The 18,157-nt window shown below is 63.8% G+C and carries 20 protein-coding genes; 11 read left to right on the forward strand and 9 right to left on the reverse strand.

Features of this window, described 5'->3' with window-relative positions; genetic code table 11:
- Nucleotides 1-364: 364 nt before the first annotated feature.
- Entirely contained in the window at nucleotides 365-850 is a 486-nt protein-coding gene (locus ACFO3E_RS19920; protein ID WP_380807106.1) for a hypothetical protein, read from the reverse strand.
- A 356-nt stretch (nucleotides 851-1,206) separates the two neighbouring features.
- Nucleotides 1,207-1,647, reverse strand: a complete 441-nt coding sequence (locus tag ACFO3E_RS19925; RefSeq protein WP_066527666.1) for a host attachment family protein — start codon at nucleotides 1,645-1,647, stop codon at nucleotides 1,207-1,209.
- A 92-nt stretch (nucleotides 1,648-1,739) separates the two neighbouring features.
- Here ACFO3E_RS19925 and serS point away from each other — a divergent pair, with 92 nt between their 5' ends.
- The 4 genes from serS (at nucleotide 1,740) to rimO (ending at nucleotide 6,408) form a co-directional block, all read left to right on the forward strand.
- Nucleotides 1,740-3,017, forward strand: a complete 1,278-nt coding sequence (serS, locus tag ACFO3E_RS19930) for a serine--tRNA ligase (protein WP_066527663.1) — start codon at nucleotides 1,740-1,742, stop codon at nucleotides 3,015-3,017.
- 121 nt (nucleotides 3,018-3,138) lie between these two features.
- Complete coding sequence (surE, locus tag ACFO3E_RS19935; protein WP_066527661.1) at nucleotides 3,139-3,903, forward strand: 5'/3'-nucleotidase SurE; 765 nt, start codon at nucleotides 3,139-3,141, stop codon at nucleotides 3,901-3,903.
- Nucleotides 3,904-3,922: 19 nt separating this feature from the next.
- Nucleotides 3,923-4,981, forward strand: coding sequence for a potassium channel family protein (locus tag ACFO3E_RS19940; protein WP_066527659.1), 1,059 nt, complete (start codon nucleotides 3,923-3,925; stop codon nucleotides 4,979-4,981).
- Nucleotides 4,982-5,019: 38 nt separating this feature from the next.
- On the forward strand, nucleotides 5,020-6,408 hold the full coding sequence (gene rimO, locus ACFO3E_RS19945; protein ID WP_197486273.1) for a 30S ribosomal protein S12 methylthiotransferase RimO: 1,389 nt from the start codon (nucleotides 5,020-5,022) through the stop codon (nucleotides 6,406-6,408).
- Here the strand turns inward: rimO and ACFO3E_RS19950 are convergent.
- Both ACFO3E_RS19950 and ACFO3E_RS19955 read right to left on the reverse strand, forming a co-directional pair.
- The gene (locus ACFO3E_RS19950) at nucleotides 6,381-7,229 is read right to left on the reverse strand and encodes a DUF4163 domain-containing protein (RefSeq protein WP_066527656.1); all 849 of its coding nucleotides are present in this window, start codon (nucleotides 7,227-7,229) and stop codon (nucleotides 6,381-6,383) included. The two genes, rimO and ACFO3E_RS19950, sit on opposite strands and share 28 nt — an antisense overlap.
- Entirely contained in the window at nucleotides 7,229-7,429 is a 201-nt protein-coding gene (locus ACFO3E_RS19955; protein ID WP_066529293.1) for a hypothetical protein, read from the reverse strand. The genes ACFO3E_RS19950 and ACFO3E_RS19955 overlap by 1 nt, the downstream gene beginning before the upstream one ends.
- A gap of 140 nt (nucleotides 7,430-7,569) precedes the next feature.
- Between ACFO3E_RS19955 and ACFO3E_RS19960 the strand changes: the two genes are divergently transcribed.
- The 4 genes from ACFO3E_RS19960 to argC all read left to right on the forward strand — a co-directional run bounded on the left by ACFO3E_RS19960 (nucleotide 7,570) and on the right by argC (nucleotide 11,246).
- Entirely contained in the window at nucleotides 7,570-8,967 is a 1,398-nt protein-coding gene (locus ACFO3E_RS19960; protein WP_066527655.1) for a leucyl aminopeptidase family protein, read from the forward strand.
- Nucleotides 8,968-9,029: 62 nt separating this feature from the next.
- Nucleotides 9,030-9,437, forward strand: a complete 408-nt coding sequence (locus tag ACFO3E_RS19965) for a MarR family winged helix-turn-helix transcriptional regulator (RefSeq protein WP_066527653.1) — start codon at nucleotides 9,030-9,032, stop codon at nucleotides 9,435-9,437.
- Nucleotides 9,397-10,305 carry a C40 family peptidase gene (locus ACFO3E_RS19970; protein WP_066527651.1) on the forward strand — a complete coding sequence of 303 codons (909 nt, stop codon included), beginning with the start codon at nucleotides 9,397-9,399 and terminating at the stop codon, nucleotides 10,303-10,305. Before ACFO3E_RS19965 ends, ACFO3E_RS19970 begins: the two co-directional genes overlap by 41 nt.
- Entirely contained in the window at nucleotides 10,302-11,246 is a 945-nt protein-coding gene (argC, locus tag ACFO3E_RS19975) for an N-acetyl-gamma-glutamyl-phosphate reductase (RefSeq protein WP_066527650.1), read from the forward strand. Before ACFO3E_RS19970 ends, argC begins: the two co-directional genes overlap by 4 nt.
- Before the next feature lie 146 nt (nucleotides 11,247-11,392).
- Here the strand turns inward: argC and ACFO3E_RS19980 are convergent, their stop codons facing one another.
- Nucleotides 11,393-11,602, reverse strand: a complete 210-nt coding sequence (locus ACFO3E_RS19980) for a hypothetical protein (RefSeq protein WP_197486272.1) — start codon at nucleotides 11,600-11,602, stop codon at nucleotides 11,393-11,395.
- Between the two features lie 223 nt (nucleotides 11,603-11,825).
- Between ACFO3E_RS19980 and ACFO3E_RS19985 the strand changes: the two genes are divergently transcribed.
- Together ACFO3E_RS19985 and ACFO3E_RS19990 are read left to right on the forward strand one after the other, a co-directional pair.
- Nucleotides 11,826-11,999 carry a hypothetical protein gene (locus tag ACFO3E_RS19985; protein WP_197486271.1) on the forward strand — a complete coding sequence of 58 codons (174 nt, stop codon included), beginning with the start codon at nucleotides 11,826-11,828 and terminating at the stop codon, nucleotides 11,997-11,999.
- Nucleotides 12,000-12,041: 42 nt separating this feature from the next.
- A complete protein-coding gene (locus tag ACFO3E_RS19990; RefSeq protein ID WP_066527648.1) occupies nucleotides 12,042-13,370 on the forward strand; it encodes a PQQ-dependent sugar dehydrogenase in 1,329 nt (442 codons plus the stop codon).
- Nucleotides 13,371-13,384: 14 nt separating this feature from the next.
- On the opposite strand, the gene ACFO3E_RS19995 is transcribed toward ACFO3E_RS19990, so the two are convergent.
- Nucleotides 13,385-14,203, reverse strand: a complete 819-nt coding sequence (locus ACFO3E_RS19995) for an ATP-binding protein (protein WP_066527645.1) — start codon at nucleotides 14,201-14,203, stop codon at nucleotides 13,385-13,387.
- Between the two features lie 109 nt (nucleotides 14,204-14,312).
- Here ACFO3E_RS19995 and ACFO3E_RS20000 point away from each other — a divergent pair, with 109 nt between their 5' ends.
- Entirely contained in the window at nucleotides 14,313-15,269 is a 957-nt protein-coding gene (locus ACFO3E_RS20000) for an L-threonylcarbamoyladenylate synthase (protein ID WP_066527644.1), read from the forward strand.
- A gap of 27 nt (nucleotides 15,270-15,296) precedes the next feature.
- Here the strand turns inward: ACFO3E_RS20000 and ACFO3E_RS20005 are convergent, their stop codons facing one another.
- From ACFO3E_RS20005 to ACFO3E_RS20015, 3 genes are all read right to left on the reverse strand, one after another.
- Nucleotides 15,297-15,563, reverse strand: coding sequence for a hypothetical protein (locus ACFO3E_RS20005; protein ID WP_066527642.1), 267 nt, complete (start codon nucleotides 15,561-15,563; stop codon nucleotides 15,297-15,299).
- Between the two features lie 158 nt (nucleotides 15,564-15,721).
- Entirely contained in the window at nucleotides 15,722-16,255 is a 534-nt protein-coding gene (gene msrA, locus ACFO3E_RS20010) for a peptide-methionine (S)-S-oxide reductase MsrA (RefSeq protein ID WP_066527640.1), read from the reverse strand.
- A gap of 43 nt (nucleotides 16,256-16,298) precedes the next feature.
- Nucleotides 16,299-18,005 (reverse strand): long-chain-fatty-acid--CoA ligase, encoded by a 1,707-nt coding sequence (locus tag ACFO3E_RS20015; RefSeq protein ID WP_066527636.1) that lies wholly within the window; start codon nucleotides 18,003-18,005, stop codon nucleotides 16,299-16,301.
- Nucleotides 18,006-18,157 lie beyond the last annotated feature (152 nt).

Below are 18,157 nucleotides of genomic sequence, written 5' to 3' on the forward strand. Positions count from 1 at the left end.
ACAAAATAAAGTCAGCACGACTAAGCATGGGCGTTTCATAATGAGACGTTAACCATAAAAGTTGGCCTTTTGTTATATACCTCGTCCACTTATTGCCCACATTCAGGGTTAACAGCATTGAAGTTAACCTGTTCTTTTGCGTTGTTATACGAAGGCAATAGCTTCCTGGTCATTAATGGCCAGACCAGAAGCTTGAAGACGAACAAGAGTGGATCCCTATGTCGGTACGGATGGCATTGGCCAAATTATGCGCCTGCACCTGCGGTGGTGCGATCATCGGCGGCGGTGCCGTGCATGTCGCGGAAAGCGCCCGCCCGGCGGTGGTCCACAGCACCAAGAGCGTGAAGGCCGCGCCGCGCAAGCGCTATGCCGTCCGCACCGTGAAGCGGAAGGTCGTGAAGACCGTATCCTGCGCCCCGCAAACCGTCACCGTGACGACGCAGGGCGCGCCGGTTCCCCTGCCTGCGCCGATGGTGGCGGCTGAAATGCCGGTCATGTCGGGCGGCGGCGGCGCGCCGGTGGTGATGGCAGGCGGCGGCGGTTTCGGCGGTGGCGGCTTCGTCGGGGGCTTTTTCGGCGGCAGCGGCGGGGGCAGCAGCGGCGGGTCGGTGGTGATCTCCTCCACCAGCAGTTCGACGGGCGGCATCAGCAGTTCGACCAGTTCGACGACGGGCGGGGTATCGACATCGACGGGTGGCGTTTCGACTTCGACGGGTGGCGTTTCCACATCAACCGGCGGCGTGTCCACATCGACGGGCGGGGTTTCAACCTCGACAGGTGGGGTGTCCACGTCGAGCGGGAATGTATCGACGTCGAGCGGCAATGTTTCCACATCCAGCGGCAACGTCACCAGCAGCTCGTCTTCATCCAGCTCGAGTTCCAGCTCGTCGTCTTCCAGTTCCTCGTCGAGCAGTTCGTCGTCCAGTTCTTCCAGCAGCTCGGGGGGTTCGAGCAGCAGCGGCGGGACCGACGTGCCCGCCCCGCCGATGGTGTTGCTGTTTGGCGCAGGGGCCGTGGCGCTGCTGGCGCGGCGGCGGTTTGCGGAACGGAAGGCTAAGGGAGCCTAAGGGAAGCGAGCGATTTTGCCTCCCACGAAGTAGTTTTAGAATGCCGGAGCGGGCAGATCGACCGACTGACACGGTCGATTAAGGGGGAGAAGGGCGGCTCGTAGGGGCCGCCCTTTTCGATTCAGCCTGTTGGAACCCCTCAACTCTGAGCAATGATCTTTTCGATCTCCGGAACCGGGTGATTGGCCAAGTCCTTGGCGATTTCGCCGACCAGGCGGCTTTGCACTTCCTTGTGATAATGTTTGCGCATCTCGCCCAGCGCTGCTGGCGGCGCGACGACGATCAGTTTTTCAAATTCATTGGACAAGGCGCGGCGTTTCAGCAGTTCGGCAGCTTCGGCGGCGAAGCGTGTTTCCTCCAGTTCATGAAAGTCGGTCTGCTCCATGGCGCTCCGGCTACTGCCCACCGAATTGATCGAGCGGCCGGGGGCGTCGGATGCCTGATCCCGATCATAGGGATTGTCTTGCAGCTTCACCGTCTCGGCTTCCAGATTTGGGGCCATTCGGTCGCCCTTGTTCCTGAAGAACAGCATTTTGCGCCCGTCAGCCACCAGTACCATCGCATCATGATCGATCCACATCACCCGGTTCCTTTCCTGACAACTTGCAAGGACAAACGGTCGGGAGCGCGCAGGGTTGCGCGGTTCGGCGCGGAACGGCATAGGGCTGACCCATGCATGACATTCGTTTCATCCGCGAAAATCCCGCAGCTTTCGACGCCGGTTTGGCACGGCGGGGGCTTGGTGCTTCCAGCACGGAGATATTGGCGCTGGATGAGCGAAGCCGCGCGATCAAGACGGAATTGCAGCAAGGTCAGGCACGCCGCAACGAGGCGAGCAAAGCCATCGGTGCGGCCATGGCCGCCAAGGATATGGAGAAGGCCGAGGCGCTGAAGGCGGAAGTCGCGGCGCTTAAGGAAAGCATGCCCGCGCGGGAGAATGAGGATCGGGAGCTGGGTGAGCGCTTGCATGCCCTGCTGGCGGCCATTCCCAACCTGCCCGCCGACGATGTGCCCGAGGGCGAGGATGAAGCGGCCAATGTCGAAGTGAGCCGTTGGGGCGAGCCGCGGCAGTTCAGCTTCACGCCGCAGGATCATGCGGATTTCGGGCCAGTGCTGGGGATGGATTTCGAGGGCGGAGCATCCTTGTCCGGCGCGCGCTTCACGGCGCTGCGCGGACAGATGGCGCGGCTGCACCGGGCATTGGCGCAATATATGCTGGATCGCCAGTCAGGCGAGAATGGCTATGAGGAAGTGAACCCGCCCCTGCTGGTGCGCGACGAGGCGCTGTTCGGCACCGGGCAGCTTCCCAAATTCGCCGAAGATCTGTTCCGCACCACCGATGGTCGCTGGCTGATCCCCACGGCTGAAGTGAGCCTGACCAATCTGGTGCGCGAGCAGATTGTCGCCGTCGAAAGCCTGCCGCTGCGCTTTACGGCACTGACGCCCTGTTTCCGGTCGGAAGCAGGATCGGCGGGACGCGATACGCGCGGTTTCATCCGCCAGCATCAGTTCGAAAAGGTGGAACTGGTCGCGATCTGCAAGCCGGAAGAGTCCGAGGCCGAGCATGAGCGCATGTGCGCGGCGGCCGAAGGCGTGCTTCAGGCGCTGGGCCTGCCCTATCGCAAGATGCTGCTGTGCACCGGCGACATGGGTTTCGGCGCGCGCAAGACCTGGGACCTGGAGGTCTGGCTGCCGAGCCAGCAGACATATCGCGAGATCAGCTCCGTTTCCAACTGCGGCGACTTCCAGGCGCGGCGGATGAATGCGCGCTACAAACCCGAAGGCGAGAAGCAAACGCGCTTCCTGCATACGCTGAACGGGTCGGGGCTGGCCGTGGGGCGCACGCTGGTGGCGGTGCTGGAAAATTACCAGCAGGAAGACGGCAGCGTGATCGTGCCTGAGGTGCTGGCGCCTTACATGGGCGGGATTACGAAGCTGGAGCCGCGGTAAGCGCCTCTTACCTCTCGTCACCCCAGCGGAAGCTGGGGTCTGCGGGGCGGTGGCGCGTCCTCTCATAAGATCCCAGCTTTCGCTGGGATGACGTTACATTTGTTACGGATGTTGAGAAATTATGCGTATCCTGCTCACCAATGATGATGGCGTCCATGCGCCCGGCCTTCAGGTGTTGGAGGAGATTGCGCGGACGCTGTCGGACGATATCTGGATCGTCGCGCCCGCCGAGGAGCAATCCGGCGCAGGGCATAGCCTGACGCTCACCCGGCCGCTGCGTATCCGGCAGCATGGCGAGAAACATTATAGCGTCACCGGCACGCCGACCGATGCGGTGATGATGGCGGTCGGGCATCTGATGAAGGACGCCAAGCCCGACCTTATCCTTTCCGGCGTGAACCGGGGCGCCAATCTGGCCGAGGATGTCACCTATTCGGGCACCGTCGCCGCCGCAATGGAGGGCGCAATTTCCGGCATCAAGTCGATCGCGCTCAGCCAGGTCTATGCGCGCGAGGGGATGGGCGACGCGGTGCCCTTCGCCGCCGCCCGCGCATGGGGCGAAAAGGTGCTGCGGCCGTTGGTAGCCATGCCTGCCAGCCCTCGGCTGCTGTTCAACGTCAATTTCCCCGCGATCGAGGCCGAGGCGGTTAAAGGCATCCGTGTGGTGCGGCAGGGATTTCATGATGTGGACCGCACGCAGATCGTCGAGGGAACCGATCCACGCGGTTACCGCTATTACTGGTTCGGATTGGGAAGCAGTTCCGCCGTGCCGGAGGGCAGCGATCTGGCCGCCATTGCAGAGGGGTATGTGACGGTGACGCCGCTTCATTATGACCTGACGCAGGATAGTGCGATGGCCGCAACCGCGCGGCTGTTCGAGGAGTGACGAGGTTCCGGCACGCACGATGAGGATCAACCCCGCCCGCCTGCCCCTAGCCCAAACCGGCTTTTTGCGGCGGCGATCGTCGATGCCGATCTGGGCCGATCTGGCGTGGCGTGTGGCGCTGGTTTTCAGCCTCATCGCGCTGGTGCTGGCGCTGCACTGGTTCGGGCGCGAGGGGCTGAAGGATAATCTGGATAACCAGATCAGCTTCGTTGACGTCCTGTATTTCACGACCGTCACGGTCACGACGGTTGGCTATGGCGATATCGTGCCGGTCAGCCCGGAAGCGCGGCTGTTCGAAGCGCTGCTGGTGACGCCGATCCGGCTGTTTGTCTGGCTGATCTTCCTCGGGACGGCCTATAACCTCTTTTTCCGCAACATCTTTTACAGGTGGCGCATGGCTCGCATTCAGGCCGATCTGCATAATCACATCATCGTCACCGGCTTTGGCACCAGCGGCAGCGAGGCGGTGCAGGAACTGCTGGCGCGCGGCGTTGATCCGCGCGAGATCGTGGTGGTCGATCCGCAGGAAAAGCCGCTGGTGGCGGCGGAGGATCTGGGCTGCAACGTGATGTGCGGCGATTCGACGCGGGACAAGACGCTGAAGGATGTGGCGATCGATCGGGCGCGTACGCTGATCGTATCGGCGGGGCGGGACGATACGTCGATCCTGATCACGCTGACGGCGCGGCATCTGGCGCCCCGCCTGCCGATCAGCATAGTGGTGCGTAACGAGGATAATGAACTGCCCGCGCGGCAGGCGGGGGCGACAACGGTGATCAATCCGGTGAGCTTTGCCGGGCTGCTGCTGGCGGGGAGCACGAGCGGGCCGCATATCGCGGACTATATGGCGGATCTGGCGGCCTCCGGCGGGCCGGTGAAGCTGCAGGAGCGGCCGGTGCAGGCGGAGGAGATTGGCGGGCCGTTATCAGCGATCAGCACAGGGCTGGGCGTGCGCGTCTATCGCGGCGATCAGGCCATCGGCTCCTGGGAGGCGGGCGCGCAGAGGCTGGAGCCGGGCGACCTTATCATCGAGATCGTTCAAGGGGATATGCGCGGCGGAGTACGCGATTCCGCCTGATCTTCACGCCCCACGTGACATTTGGCGCAAAAAACCCTATGTGCGCGCCGATCATGGCAACCAAAATTCCCGAACCGCCCAAGGTCGGCATGGTGTCCCTGGGCTGTCCCAAGGCGCTGGTCGATAGCGAACGCATCCTGACCAAGCTGCGGTCTGACGGCTATCAAATGTCCGCCGACTATGCCGGCGCGGACGTCGTGCTGGTGAATACCTGCGGCTTCCTCGATTCGGCGAAGGAAGAATCGCTTGAGGCGATCGGCGAGGCGATTGCGGAAAATGGCCGCGTCATCGTCACCGGCTGCATGGGCAATGAAGCGGAGATGATCCGCCAGAAATTCCCGCAGGTGCTGGCCGTCACGGGCGCGCATCAGTATGAGCAGGTGGTGAATGCGGTGCATGAAGCGTCGCCGCCGGTGCCCAACGCCTTTGTCGATCTGGTCCCCGAGGGGGGCCTTAAGCTGACGCCGCGGCATTACAGCTATCTCAAGATTTCCGAGGGCTGCAATCATCGCTGCTCTTTCTGCATCATTCCTTCGATCCGCGGCGATCTGGTGTCGCGGCGGGTGGATGCGGTGCTGCGGGAAGCGGAGAAGCTGGTTGCCGCGGGCACGAAGGAATTGCTGGTCATCAGCCAGGATACTTCGGCCTATGGCGTGGATATCCGGCATGAGGCGCGCAGCTGGAAGGGGCGCGAGGTGCGCGCGCATATGACGGACCTGGCGCGCGAACTAGGGCAGCTGCGCACGGCCGAGGGGCCTCCGCCTTGGGTGCGGCTGCACTATGTCTATCCCTATCCGCATGTGGACCAGGTGATCCCGCTGATGGCGGAGGGGCTGTTGACGCCCTATCTCGACATTCCGTTCCAACACGCCTCGCCCAATGTGCTCAAAGCCATGAAGCGGCCCGCCAATGAGGCGAAGGTGCTGGATCGCATCCGTAAGTGGCGCGACATCTGCCCGGACATCGCAATCCGCTCGTCCTTCGTCGTGGGCTTTCCCGGCGAGACGGAGGCGGATTTCCAATATCTGCTCGACTGGCTGGACGAGGCGCAACTGGATCGCGTCGGGGCGTTCCGCTTCGAACCGGTGGAGGGCGCGCCAGCCAACGACCTGCCGGGCGCGGTGCCCGAAGAGGTGAAGGAAGAGAGATACCAGCGGATCATGGAGAAGACCGCAGCGATCAGCGCGGCGAAGCTCAGCGCCAAGGTCGGGCGCGTGCTGCCGGTCATCCTGGACGAGGTTGGCGAGGCTGACGAGGACGGTTCGATCGGCGCGACGGCGCGGAGCCAGGCGGATGCGCCGGAGATCGACGGCAATGTGTTCCTGCGCGATGTTGGCGAAGGGCGGAAGGCTGGCGATATCTTCGACGTATTGATCGAAGATGCAGATGAGCATGACCTTTATGGGGTGCCGGTAAACGCGTCCTGATATTCGGTCCTGATCGCCTTGCGCATGGCCGCGTCCACAGGCAGCGGCACTTCATAGCTGCCCTCCGAATAAGGTCCGGCGTCATAGGGGCCGATCACCACCTTGATGGCGTCGATCAGCTTTCCGTCGCTGGAGACGGGGACCAGAACTTCCTTCATCGGATCAACGCATTGGGTGAAGGGATCATCACCGCGCAAGACGGGGCCGCCGCGTTTTTTCGCCCGCGCCTTGTCCAACGCGTCGCAGAAACGGTCGTGGATGGCGGCGGCGAACGCGTCGGGTGAGGTCATGACGGCTCGGATGCTCGTCTCACGCTTGCGCGCCTTGTCCCAAAGCAGCGTGTCATAACCGGTCATGCCATGTGCGCCACCGGTATAGGTGTAGCGGCTGGATTGGAGCGAGAGGAAGCGCGGCGTGTCAGCCGCTACGGTCCAGCGAGTTTCCAGGCTGTGCGCGTGGAATGGAAAGCCGGACTGCTGCGCCGACTTGCGGTCCTGCGCGGCCATCTTCAGCGCGTCTGCTTTCCCCGTTTCCATATCCTCGCGAAATTTGGCGTCGATCGGGGGCACCGCGGCAGCCTGTGCAGGCCAGGCGTAGAGAAATTCCAGCAGGCCGGTCTTTTCAGATTGTTGAAACGGCTTGGCGGGCGGCGCGGGTAGCTCCTCACCTGCCATCCGGTTGACGAAGTTGGCCGTCGCAACATCATTGCCGCTGTCGCCCGCGCTGGACGCCGTCTCATCATTGGGAGATGGCGAACAGGCACCAAGAAGCAGGGCCAACCCGAGGAGCGGCCCCGCTTTCCCCCGATGGCGCCGCAGCATCAATGCGGCTTGGCCGCCAGACAGCGCTCGCTGATCGCCTTGCGGGTATAGCTGCTCTGCAGCGCGGCGGCGGCATTAGCCCAGCCTTCCGCGACCAACGCCTGTTCGACCGCGTGCGCGCCGTCAAAGCGGCCAGTTTCCGCCAATTGATAGGCACGCGCACGAAGGGCCTGGAGCCGTGCATCATCACCGTGCATCATCATGTCTCTCCTTCTAATTGCTTGGCCTCAAGTCTAGGCCCGTTGTCCGCGCCGTGCAAATGCGGCGGGGGCGGACCGAGACAGCGGCTCGACGAAAATGGGGCTTTCCAACCTTGCCGTCCTTGTCCAGACTCCCGGTCATGACCAATTATGCCGACCTGCTGAAAGCAGACAACAATCAGCCCGCCCATATGATCCAGATCATCGATGCAGAGGGCTTCGAAAGCTGGCTCGCCGGACAGCCTGAGCGCGTGCGCGCCATCGCCGCCGCGCAGAAATTCAGCGGCAAGGGATATGAGCATGCGATCATTCCGGGCGAGGGGGCGGCAGATTGGTCGGTTGTCGCGGGCGTGGCCAACAGCAAGAAGCTGAGCAGCTGGTGCCTTGCCAAGGTGGCGGAGGTTCTGCCCGAAGGCCAGTATCGTCTGACGGACGCAAATCCGGGCGCGGCGATGCTGGGGTGGCTGACCGCGCAATATCGTTTCGATCGCTATCGCCGCGATGAAAATCCGGTGGGCCCGCGCGTGCTGCTGACCGGAGAGATTGCGCAGATCGAACCTGCCGTTCGGCTGGCCGAGGCCGTGGCGCTGGTCCGCGATCTGGTCAATGTTCCCGCAGGTGACATGGGTCCAGCGGAGCTGGAAGCGGAGGCGGCGAAGCTGGCGAAGGAGTTCGGCGCGAAGCTGACCGTGACGAAGGGCGATCCGCTGGAGCAGGGTTTTCCGATGATCCATGCGGTCGGGCGGGCAGCGGACAAGGCGTTTGCGCCGCGTCTGATCGAACTGCATTGGGGCGACCCCAGCCATCCGCGCCTGGCGGTGATCGGCAAGGGCATCTGTTTCGACAGCGGCGGGCTGGACATCAAACCGTCCTCCGCCATGCGCCTGATGAAGAAGGACATGGGCGGCGCGGCCCATGCGCTGGCGCTGGGGCGATTGATCATGGGCGCGCGCCTGCCGGTGAGCCTGCACCTGCTGATCCCGGCGGCGGAGAATGCCGTGGGCGGCAACGCCTTCCGGCCGGGCGACATATTGCGCAGCCGCAAGGGGCTGTCGGTGGAGATCGGCAATACCGATGCGGAAGGGCGGCTGGTGCTGGCCGACGCGCTGACGCGGGCGGGAGAGGAGCAGCCCGAACTGGTCATCGACTATGCGACGCTGACCGGCGCGGCGCGGGTCGCGGTGGGGCCGGACCTCCCTGCCCTCTTCACCAATGACGATGAGCTTGCGCGGGAGATGGATGCAGCGGGCAGCGAGGTCGATGACCCCTCCTGGCGCCTGCCGCTCTGGGACGGCTATGCCGAGATGCTGAAGTCGGACGTCGCCGACATCAACAACGCGGGCGAAGGCGGCTTTGCAGGGGCGATCACCGCCGCGCTGTTCCTGAAGCGCTTCGCGCCGGAACAGGCGAAGTGGATCCACCTCGATACGTTCGCCTGGCGGCCATCGCCGCGGCCCGGCCGGCCGAAGGGCGGCGAAGCGTTGGGACTCCGGGCGGTTTTCCACCTCTTGCACCAACGTTATAGTAAAACAGTATAGAAATGATCCTGTAGAGTGAGGCCGTTACGCAACCGGATTGGCCATTGTGCGTTACGGGGGGCATGGATGCCGCCTCTGCACAGGATCAGACCGCTGAGCTGAACCGCCCAGGTTTGAAGCCACTTACCCAATGGATGCGTACGCTGGTCGATTATGTGCGATCCGGCAGGCCCGACCTTACCAACCGTCAAATGGCCCTGATGATGACCGTGTACATCATGTCGGGGCCGCATACGGTGCGGGGACTCGCCGAAGCCCTGCACGTGTCGAAGCCGGTCATCACCCGCGCGCTGAACAAGTTGTCGGCGCTCGGTTACCTGCGGCGAGAGCGCGATGCAGCCGATCGGCGCAATATTTTCATCACCCGGACCCCCAAGGGGGCGGAATTCCTTGACGCCTTTCACCATTTCATCGCAGGAACCGGCCGCGATGAACGCCATGATTACTCCTCCGCGGAACACACCGCCTGAACGCATCCGGTTCAAACTGGACGGCCGCTCTGTGAAGCTCGACAGCCGCGTCCATGCCGCGCGTGGCGACCTGGCGGACCTGTCGCTGGCAGGCGTCCTGTTTTCAGCGCATTATGCACGCGCGGTGGAGCTGACCTGCGTTGCGGCGGGTACGCCGTTGCTGTCTTCCCCCGCGATCACCGCCACGGCCGTCAGCGAATTGCTGCGGGGCGAAAGCTTCCATGCGCTTGACGTGACGACCGACTGGGCATGGGGCTTTTGCGGCCATGACGGTTATGTCGGCTATGTCCGGCGCGAGGCGCTGGACGTCCATGAGGAAACGAACCACCGGGTTTTCGCCGGCACGGCCCCCTTGTTCAGCGCGCCCGACATCAAATCGTCGGTGCGGGATTACTGGCCGGGCGGCGCACTGTTTACCGGCGAAGCGCAGGGCAGCTTCATTGCCTGCGCCGAGGGCTATGTGCATGAACGGCATGCGGTGCACACCGACGCGCTGGAGAGCGATTGGGTCGCTGTGGCGTTGCGCTACCTCGGCCAGCCTTATGTCTGGGGTGGACGGGGTCATCGGGGCATCGATTGTTCGGGCCTGGTGCAGGTGGCGCTCGGCCAATGCGGGATCAAGGCGCCGCGCGACACCGACCTGCAGCGCGAAGGCATCGGCAATGCCCTGGCCTCCGACGAGCCGCTGCAGCGGGGCGACTTCGTCTTCTTTCCCGGCCATGTCGGCATCATGACCGATGGCGACAATATATTGCATGCGAACGCCCATTGGATGGCGGTGGTCATCGAACCCCTGGCCGATGTCGTAGCCCGGCTGGCGAGCGACCATGCGGAGCCCATCATTTCGCGGCGGAGGATCGGCGCGTGACCCACAAGATATTCATCGATGGCGGCGTCGGCACGACGGGCCTTGAGATTGGCGAGCGGCTGGCGGGACGGCCCGAACTGTCCTTCATCACGCTAGACGAAGACAAGCGGAAGGATGCGGGCGCGCGGCGGGAGGCGCTGAACGCTGCCGACATCGTCATCCTGTGCCTGCCTGACGATGCCGCGCGGGAGGCCGTGGCGCTGATCGACAATGATCGGACGCGGGTGATCGACGCATCCACCGCGCACCGGGTGGCGGAAGGCTGGACCTATGGCTTCGCCGAGCTGGAGCCTGGTCATCGGGAAAAGCTCGCCAATGCGCGCTTCGTATCCAATCCGGGCTGCTGGCCGACCGGATTTCTGGCGCTGGTGCGGCCGCTGGTGCTGGCTGGCCTGCTGCCTGCGGACTGGCCTGTCACCGTGTCCGGCGCGTCGGGCTACTCGGGCGGCGGCAAGTCGATGATCGCCGAGTTCGAGGGCGCAGATGGCGCGCCGAGCGCTTTCCGGCCCTATGGGCTCAGCCTGACGCACAAGCATATTCCAGAGATGCAGCGTTATTCAGGGCTGGCGCATCCCCCGATCTTTGCGCCTGCAGTGGCCAATGCCTATCGCGGTATGATCGTCGAAGTGCCGCTGCAGCTCCGCGCCATGGCGGGTGCGCCCAAGGTTGCCGATGTCCATGCGGCCTTGGCGGAAGCCTATGCCGGATCGCCGGTCGTCAGCGTCGCATCGCTGGAAGACAGCGCTGCAATGGGCCAAGTCGCGCTCGAACATGTCGGCGCGACGGACCGGCTGGCGCTGTTCGTGTTCGGTAATGAGTCGGCTGGCCAGGTGCGGCTGGTGGCGGCGCTCGATAATCTTGGCAAAGGCGCGGCGGGCGCGGCGGTGCAGAACCTCAACATATTGGCTGGGTTGCCGGAGACGGCTGGGCTGCGGCTTTAAAACATCCCAACCGCCGTTCGCTCCGAGCCTGCGGGCTTCGACAAGTTCAGCCCGAACGGAAGTAAGGGTGATTTCAATTCAGGGGCACCTGACTCGCCACCCTCGACTTCGCTCGAAGCGAATGCAGGTGGGTTTATGTGGCCACTTCAGTGAACCGTGCCGAGCGCCGCGTCATGGGTCAGCAGCACGATAAGCCGCTCGATCTGCCGCCAGTGGCAGAAATGGATATAGTTGCCCAGGTCGCGGCTGCGGTCTGCGCGGGCGGCGGCTTCATAGCCTGCATTGTCGCCGAACGCAGCGATCAGTTCCGCCGCATCCTCATAGCTCCGCCGATCCGACAGATATGGCAACTGCATTGATGACCCCCCGATAATTCCCGGACCCCGATAGGATCCAGGGTTCAAGCCTCGTGCCATTTCCATGCTTTAACGCACAGCCGCAGCTTTCGAGGGTGAATGATGCATTAGCCAAGTCCCGATGCGGCACAGATGTCCAAAGGCGGGACTGCGCGCGTCCCGGAATGACGCAGGCGGGAAAGCCACTGGCATTGCCGCACCTGTCGTGGCAAGGGCTCGCACGATGACCAACGGCAAGAAGAATCCGACCGGCGCGGGCGCCATCATCGCCCTTCTCATCCTGGCGGGCGCGATCCTGGGCGGCATGCTGGGCCAGCCGAGTGCAGGGCTGCTGGGCGGCGCGGCGCTCGGCGGCGTGATCGCGCTGCTGCTCTGGCTGCGCGAACGGGGGCATTAGCGCGCCTTGCCGCGCGGTTCATCGCAGCATAGACAGGGCGGCATGAAGAAGCATCTGATCGCCATCACCCTCATCATCCTGGTCCTGGTCGCGGGCGTGATTTTCTATTTCGCGCAAGGGGATAAGGCGCAGCTGGCGGTAGGCGCGGACACGGGCAAGGAGCCCGTCTTCACCGCACCACGCAGCGAACTGATCCCGACCATGAATGTCGCCGACGTGAAAGGCTGGGCAGCCGGTGAGAAGCCGGTGGCGGCGAAGGGGCTGAGCGTTGCCCGCTTTGCCGAGGGGCTTTCCCATCCCCGATCGCTGCTGGCGCTGCCCAATGGCGACATATTGGTGGCCGAGACGAACAGCCCACCCCGGCCGAGCGGCGGGATCGTCAACCGGATCATGACCCACCTGATGGACAAGGCGGGCGCAGGCGTGCCTTCGGCCAACCGGATCACGCTGCTGCGCGACGCCGATGGCGATGGACGAGCCGAAGTGAAGACGGCGTTTCTGACGGGGCTCCATTCGCCCTATGGCATGGCGCTGGTCGGCGACACGCTCTACATCGCGAATACCGACGCGCTGATGGCTTTCCCCTACAAGGCGGGCGAAACGCGGATCACCGCCAAGGGCCGCAAGATCCTGAACCTGCCCGCCAACGCGCCGAACATGCACTGGACCAAGAGCCTGGCGGCGAGCCCCGAGGGGCTGCTCTATGTCGGCGTGGGCTCCAACAGCAATATCGGCGAAAATGGCCTGGACGGTGAGGCCAATCGCGCCGCCGTGCTGGAGGTCAATCCGAAAACCGGCGGCTATCGCATCTATGCTTCGGGACTGCGCAATCCGGTGGGGCTAGCGTTCGAGCCGAAGAGCGGCGCACTGTGGGGCGTCGTCAATGAGCGCGACATGCTGGGCGGCGACCTGGTGCCCGACTATCTGACGCGGGTGGAGTTCGGGGCCTTCTATGGCTGGCCGTGGAATTATTGGGGCGGTTATGAGGATCGCCGCGTCCAGCCGCAGCGGCCGGAAGTGCGCGAATATACCAAGCGGCCCGACTATGCGCTGGGCAATCATGTGGCGCCGCTGGGGCTGGCCTTCGCCGACAAGGTGAAGATCGGCGGCACGTTGGCGAACGGCGCCTTTGTGGGGCTGCACGGCAGCTGGAACCGCAAGCCTGCGGCGGGTTACAAGGTCGTGTTCGTGCCCTTCGCCGCCAATGGCGAAGTGGGCAAGGCAAAGCCGGTCGATGTGCTGAGCGGCTTCCTGAACGCCGATGGCGATGCGCATGGGCGGCCGGTCGACGTCGCCGCAGACGCCAAGGGTGCGCTGCTGGTCAGCGACGATGTGGGCAATGTGATCTGGCGGGTGACCGGCGCGCGGTAATTAGCGACCAGCGATCAGACGGAGATGCCGTTGCGGCCCGCCAATTCGACAACATATTGCCAGGCGACGCGACCCGAACGGCTGCCGCGCTGGGTCGCCCATTGGATCGCCTCCAGCGGGTCGAAGCTGAGGCCGAGGCTCGCTGCATAGCCGCTCACGATTTCGACATAAGCCTGCTGATCGATCGCGTGGAAGCCAAGGCTGAGGCCGAAGCGGTCGGACAGCGCCATCTTGTCGTCGATCACGTCACGCGGATTGACGGGGTCGTCCTGCTCCGACAGGTGACGCGGAACGATGTGGCGGCGATTGGACGTCACATAGAGGCGGACGTTGGCGGGGCGCGCAGCGGTGCCGCCCTGCAGCAGCGAGCGTAGCGCGCGAGCGTCGCCCACGCCGCTTTCATCGAAGCCCAGGTCATCGAGGAAAAGGATGAAGGGCCGCGGCGTCGAGCGCAGGAGGGAGAAGAGCCGCGGCAGGCTGGCCAACTCATCGATCGCGCATTGCAGCAGGGCAATATCGGCGCCCTCGCGCTGGAGCCGGTCGATCACAGCAGCTACCACTGCCGACTTGCCGGTTCCCCGGGCGCCCCACAGCAGCGCGTCATGCGCGGCGTGGCCAGCAGCATGGCGGCGGGTGTTTTCCAGCAGCGTCGCCTTCTGCGCGTCGATGCCGGCCAGCAGTTCATAATTTACCGGATCGAATGCCTCGACCGCCTGTATCGCCGTGCCGTCCCAGACATAGGCGGGCGCAGCGGCAAGGTCAGCGGAAGGGGCGAGCGGCGGCGCAATCCGTTCGAGCGCTTCAGCGATGCGGCTCAAGACATTGTCGTTCATGCGCCGGGCTTAGCCCCCCTGCCCCACCTCGGCAAGCTGCCCGGCCCTGTCATTCTTCTGTAGTAATGGACTTTTACTCTCCGGCGGCAAAGCATATACCGCTGGGGCCGTGACCATCCCAAATCCTGTCTTTTCAACCCGGATCTGCCCTTATGGCGCAGAGGCGCTACGTGAGGCCGCACTGCTGATCCGCGCGGGCGAGCCGGTCGCCGTACCGACCGAAACCGTCTATGGCCTCGCGGCCGACGCCACGGATTCCAGCGCGGTCGCGGCCATCTACAGCGCCAAGGGACGGCCCAGCTTCAATCCGCTGATCGTTCATGTGTCCGACAAGGACATGGCCGAGCGGTTGGCGGTATTTTCGCCCGTTGCCGACAAACTGGCCGCGCGTTTCTGGCCGGGCGCACTGACGATGGTCCTGCCCGTGCGGGAAAGGAGCGGCCTGTCGCCGCTGGTAATGGCGGGTTTGCCCACGGTCGCCATACGGCTGCCCGCCCACCCTGCCATGCGGGCGCTGATCCGGGAGAGCGGACGGCCGCTTGCCGCACCGTCAGCCAATCGCAGCGGGGCGATCAGCCCGACGCGGGCGGAACATGTGCTGGCCAGCTTGAACGGCAAGGTGCGGCTGATCCTGGACGAGGGACCGACCAGCGAAGGGCTGGAATCAACCATCGCTGCGCCCGAGGACGACCGCATCCGGCTGCTGCGGCCAGGGCCGGTGACGGCGGCGATGCTGGAGCAGGCGACGGGCTTGCCGGTGATTACCGCGATGGCCGACGCGAAGATCGAAGCGCCGGGGCAACTGGAAAGCCATTATGCGCCGTCCAAGCCGGTGCGGCTGAACGCGTTGCGGGCGGAGAAGGATGAATATCTGATCGGCTTTGGGTTGATGCCCTGCAATATGAATTTGAGTCCCGACGCCGACGTGCAGGAAGCGGCGGCGAATTTATTCGCAGCGCTGCACATCGCTGACGCGAGCGCGGCTTCGCATATCGCAGTTGCGCCGATACCCGATGTGGGGATCGGGATTGCGATCAATGATCGATTGCGCCGGGCCGCGGCTTAGCGACTGGCCGACCGCTGCCGGGCCACTTCAGTCGCAATCCTCATAGCCAGCCCGGCGGCATTCGCGGCGGCGTTGTTGTTCGGCTTTCTTGCGTTCCCGGCCTTCTCGGGCCTCCTGCTCACGCATGCGACGGCCATAATTGCGGTCGGCCTCGTCCTGACTGGTGGTGGCCCAATCGGCGGCCTGCGCTCCGGCGCGAACCGGCATGGTCGCCACGTCGAGGGCGGTCTTTGCTATACAACCGGGAAGCATGATCATTGCCCCCGTCGCGGCCAATATCGCGAAAATACGCATGGAAAGTCCCCTGTGCTGTCCTGTCGGCATGGCATAGGCAAGATTAACCTCGGCCTAAGCAGCGGCAGCTATGCGACGTTCAGTTTCGCTCCTTTGCAGAAGCCCTGCATGGGCCCTTCGAAAGGCTCGAGGTGAACGGAGGCAGGCGCGCAAATGCCTTAGCTTTCGATCCGCTCCGCAAAGCCCTTGCGCAGTTTGGCGAGCTTGGGTGGGATGACCGCCATGCAATAGGGATTCCGATCCCCAACCCGCTCCCAATATTTCTGGTGATAGTCCTCGGCCGGATACCAGGGCGCGTCGGGTTCGATCGTTGTGACGATCGGGTTGCCATGATCCGCCTGCGCGCGGGCGATGGCGGTTTGCGCCTCCGCCTCCTGCTCCGGCGAATGAGGGAAGATGGCGGAACGATATTGGGTGCCGACATCATTACCCTGCCGGTTGAGCGTCGTCGGGTCATGCGTCGCGAAAAAGATGTCGAGCAGATCGCCGTAGGAGATCACTTGCGGATCATAAGCGATGCGGATCGCTTCGGCGTGACCAGTGGCGCCCGAACACACCTGTTCATAGGTCGGATCGGGCAATTGCCCGCCGATATAGCCGCTTTCGACCGACTGGACGCCTTTCAGATTTTGATAGACTGCTTCGGTACACCAGAAGCAGCCGCCTGCCAGCGTCGCGATCTCTTCGGCCATGTGCCTGTTCCTTATCCTGTCGGGGGCCAAGAGATAGGAGCGATCAGGCGGCCGTTCCAGTCTGCCCTTGATTGCTTTCCGCCTTGGCGCGCTCTTCGGCGACCAGTTCCTTGCGCGACAGCTTGCCGACAAGGGTTTTGGGCAGGTTCAGGCGAACCTCCAGGGCGCAGACTTTTTCATGCTTGCCAAGTTGCGGATTGAGCCACGCCTTCAGTCCTTCGCCGTCGATCTCGGCCCCCTCCTGGAGCGTAACGAAAGCCTTGGGGCATTCGCCGCGGTAGGCGTCCGGGATGCCGATGACGAGCGCTTCCTTGACGGCGGGGTGGTGGTAGAGAACCTCCTCCACCTGGCTCGGAAACACCTTGAAGCCGCCGACCGCGATCATGTCCTTCAAACGATCGACGATCTTCACATAGCCATCTTCGTCGATCAGGCCGACATCGCCCGTGCGCAGCCAGCCGTCGATGAACACTTCCTTGTCGGCGTCGGGCCGTTGCCAATAGCCCTTCATGATCTGCGGCCCTGCAAAGACCAGTTCGCCGGGCTCTCCGGGCGGAGGTGGGCGGGTCGGGTCTTCGCGATCGACCAGCTTCACATGCGTGCCGGGAATGGGCTGGCCCACCGTACCGGGCTTGTTCAATCCCTCATAGGGGTTGGAACACACCACCGGGCTACTTTCGGTGAGGCCATAGCCTTCGCACAGCTTGGCTCCGGTTGCGGCCTCGAACCGCTGTTTCAGTTCCAGCGGCAGGGGCGCACCGCCCGAAATGCAGAGGCGCAGGGATGAGAAGTCGATATTGGGCGTCGCCGGATGATCAAGCAGCGCCTGATACATGGTCGGCACGCCCGGCATGGAGCTGGGCTTGGTCCGCTGGATGGCGGCCAGCACCTGGACGGCCTCGAAGCGGGGCAGCATCACCATCTCCCCGCCGCTCAGAACGGTCCGATTGAGAACGCAGGTGTTGGCGAAGACGTGGAAGAAGGGCAGCACCGCGATGATGCGGTCGGCGGCTTCGGGATGCGGATCGATCAGACGGACCTGCCGGGCATTGGCGGTCAGGTTCTGATGCGTGAGCATCGCGCCCTTGGGACGGCCGGTGGTGCCGCCGGTATATTGCAACAGCGCGACGTCATCGACAGGGTCGATCGTGACCGGCGCGGGGTCATCGCCATGGCGTAACAGGTCGGCATAGTTGCTGATGCGGGTGTCATGCGGCAACGGCGCGGTTTCGCTGCGCTTGAAGATGCGGAAAAGGACCGACTTGGCTGGCGGCAGCGCTTCGGCGACGCAGCCGACGATCAACCGTTCGAGGCTGCTATTATCCAGCACCTCCAGCGCGGTCGGGAGTAGCGCCTTGGCGGAGAGCGTGAACAGGATCTTCGTCCCGCTATCCTCGACCTGATGTTCCAGTTCGGCGGCGGTGTAGAGTGGCGAGAAGTTGACGACCGTCGCCCCGGCCATCATCGCTCCGTAATAGGCGGCGACATAATGGGGGACGTTGGGAAGATAGAGGCCGACGCGATCGCCCTTTTGCACGCCCATATCCTGCAGGCCCTTCGCGACCCGGCGGATGATGTTGAGCATGTCGCCATAGCTGGTCTTGCGGCCGAGGAAGTCGATCATCACCGCGTCGGGCTTTGCCGTCGCGCTATTCACGACCATGTCCACCATCGACATGGGAGGAAAGGACTGATCCCAGGGCGCGGGATGATTATAGCGGTCCTGCCAGACCTTCTCGCTGCTCTCCATTGCTGAAGGTGTAAGTGAGGCGCCTGCTTTACGCAAGCGTAAAGCAGGGCTGGCGGGCGGCTGCTATGATGACGACGTCATCCTGACCTCGGGAGTGCAGGCCCCTGACCCCCGTTCGTTTCGAAGGTAATGATACACCTCGAGGATCCGTC

The organism is Sphingobium tyrosinilyticum (assembly GCF_042654265.1).
Classification (GTDB): domain Bacteria; phylum Pseudomonadota; class Alphaproteobacteria; order Sphingomonadales; family Sphingomonadaceae; genus Sphingobium; species Sphingobium tyrosinilyticum.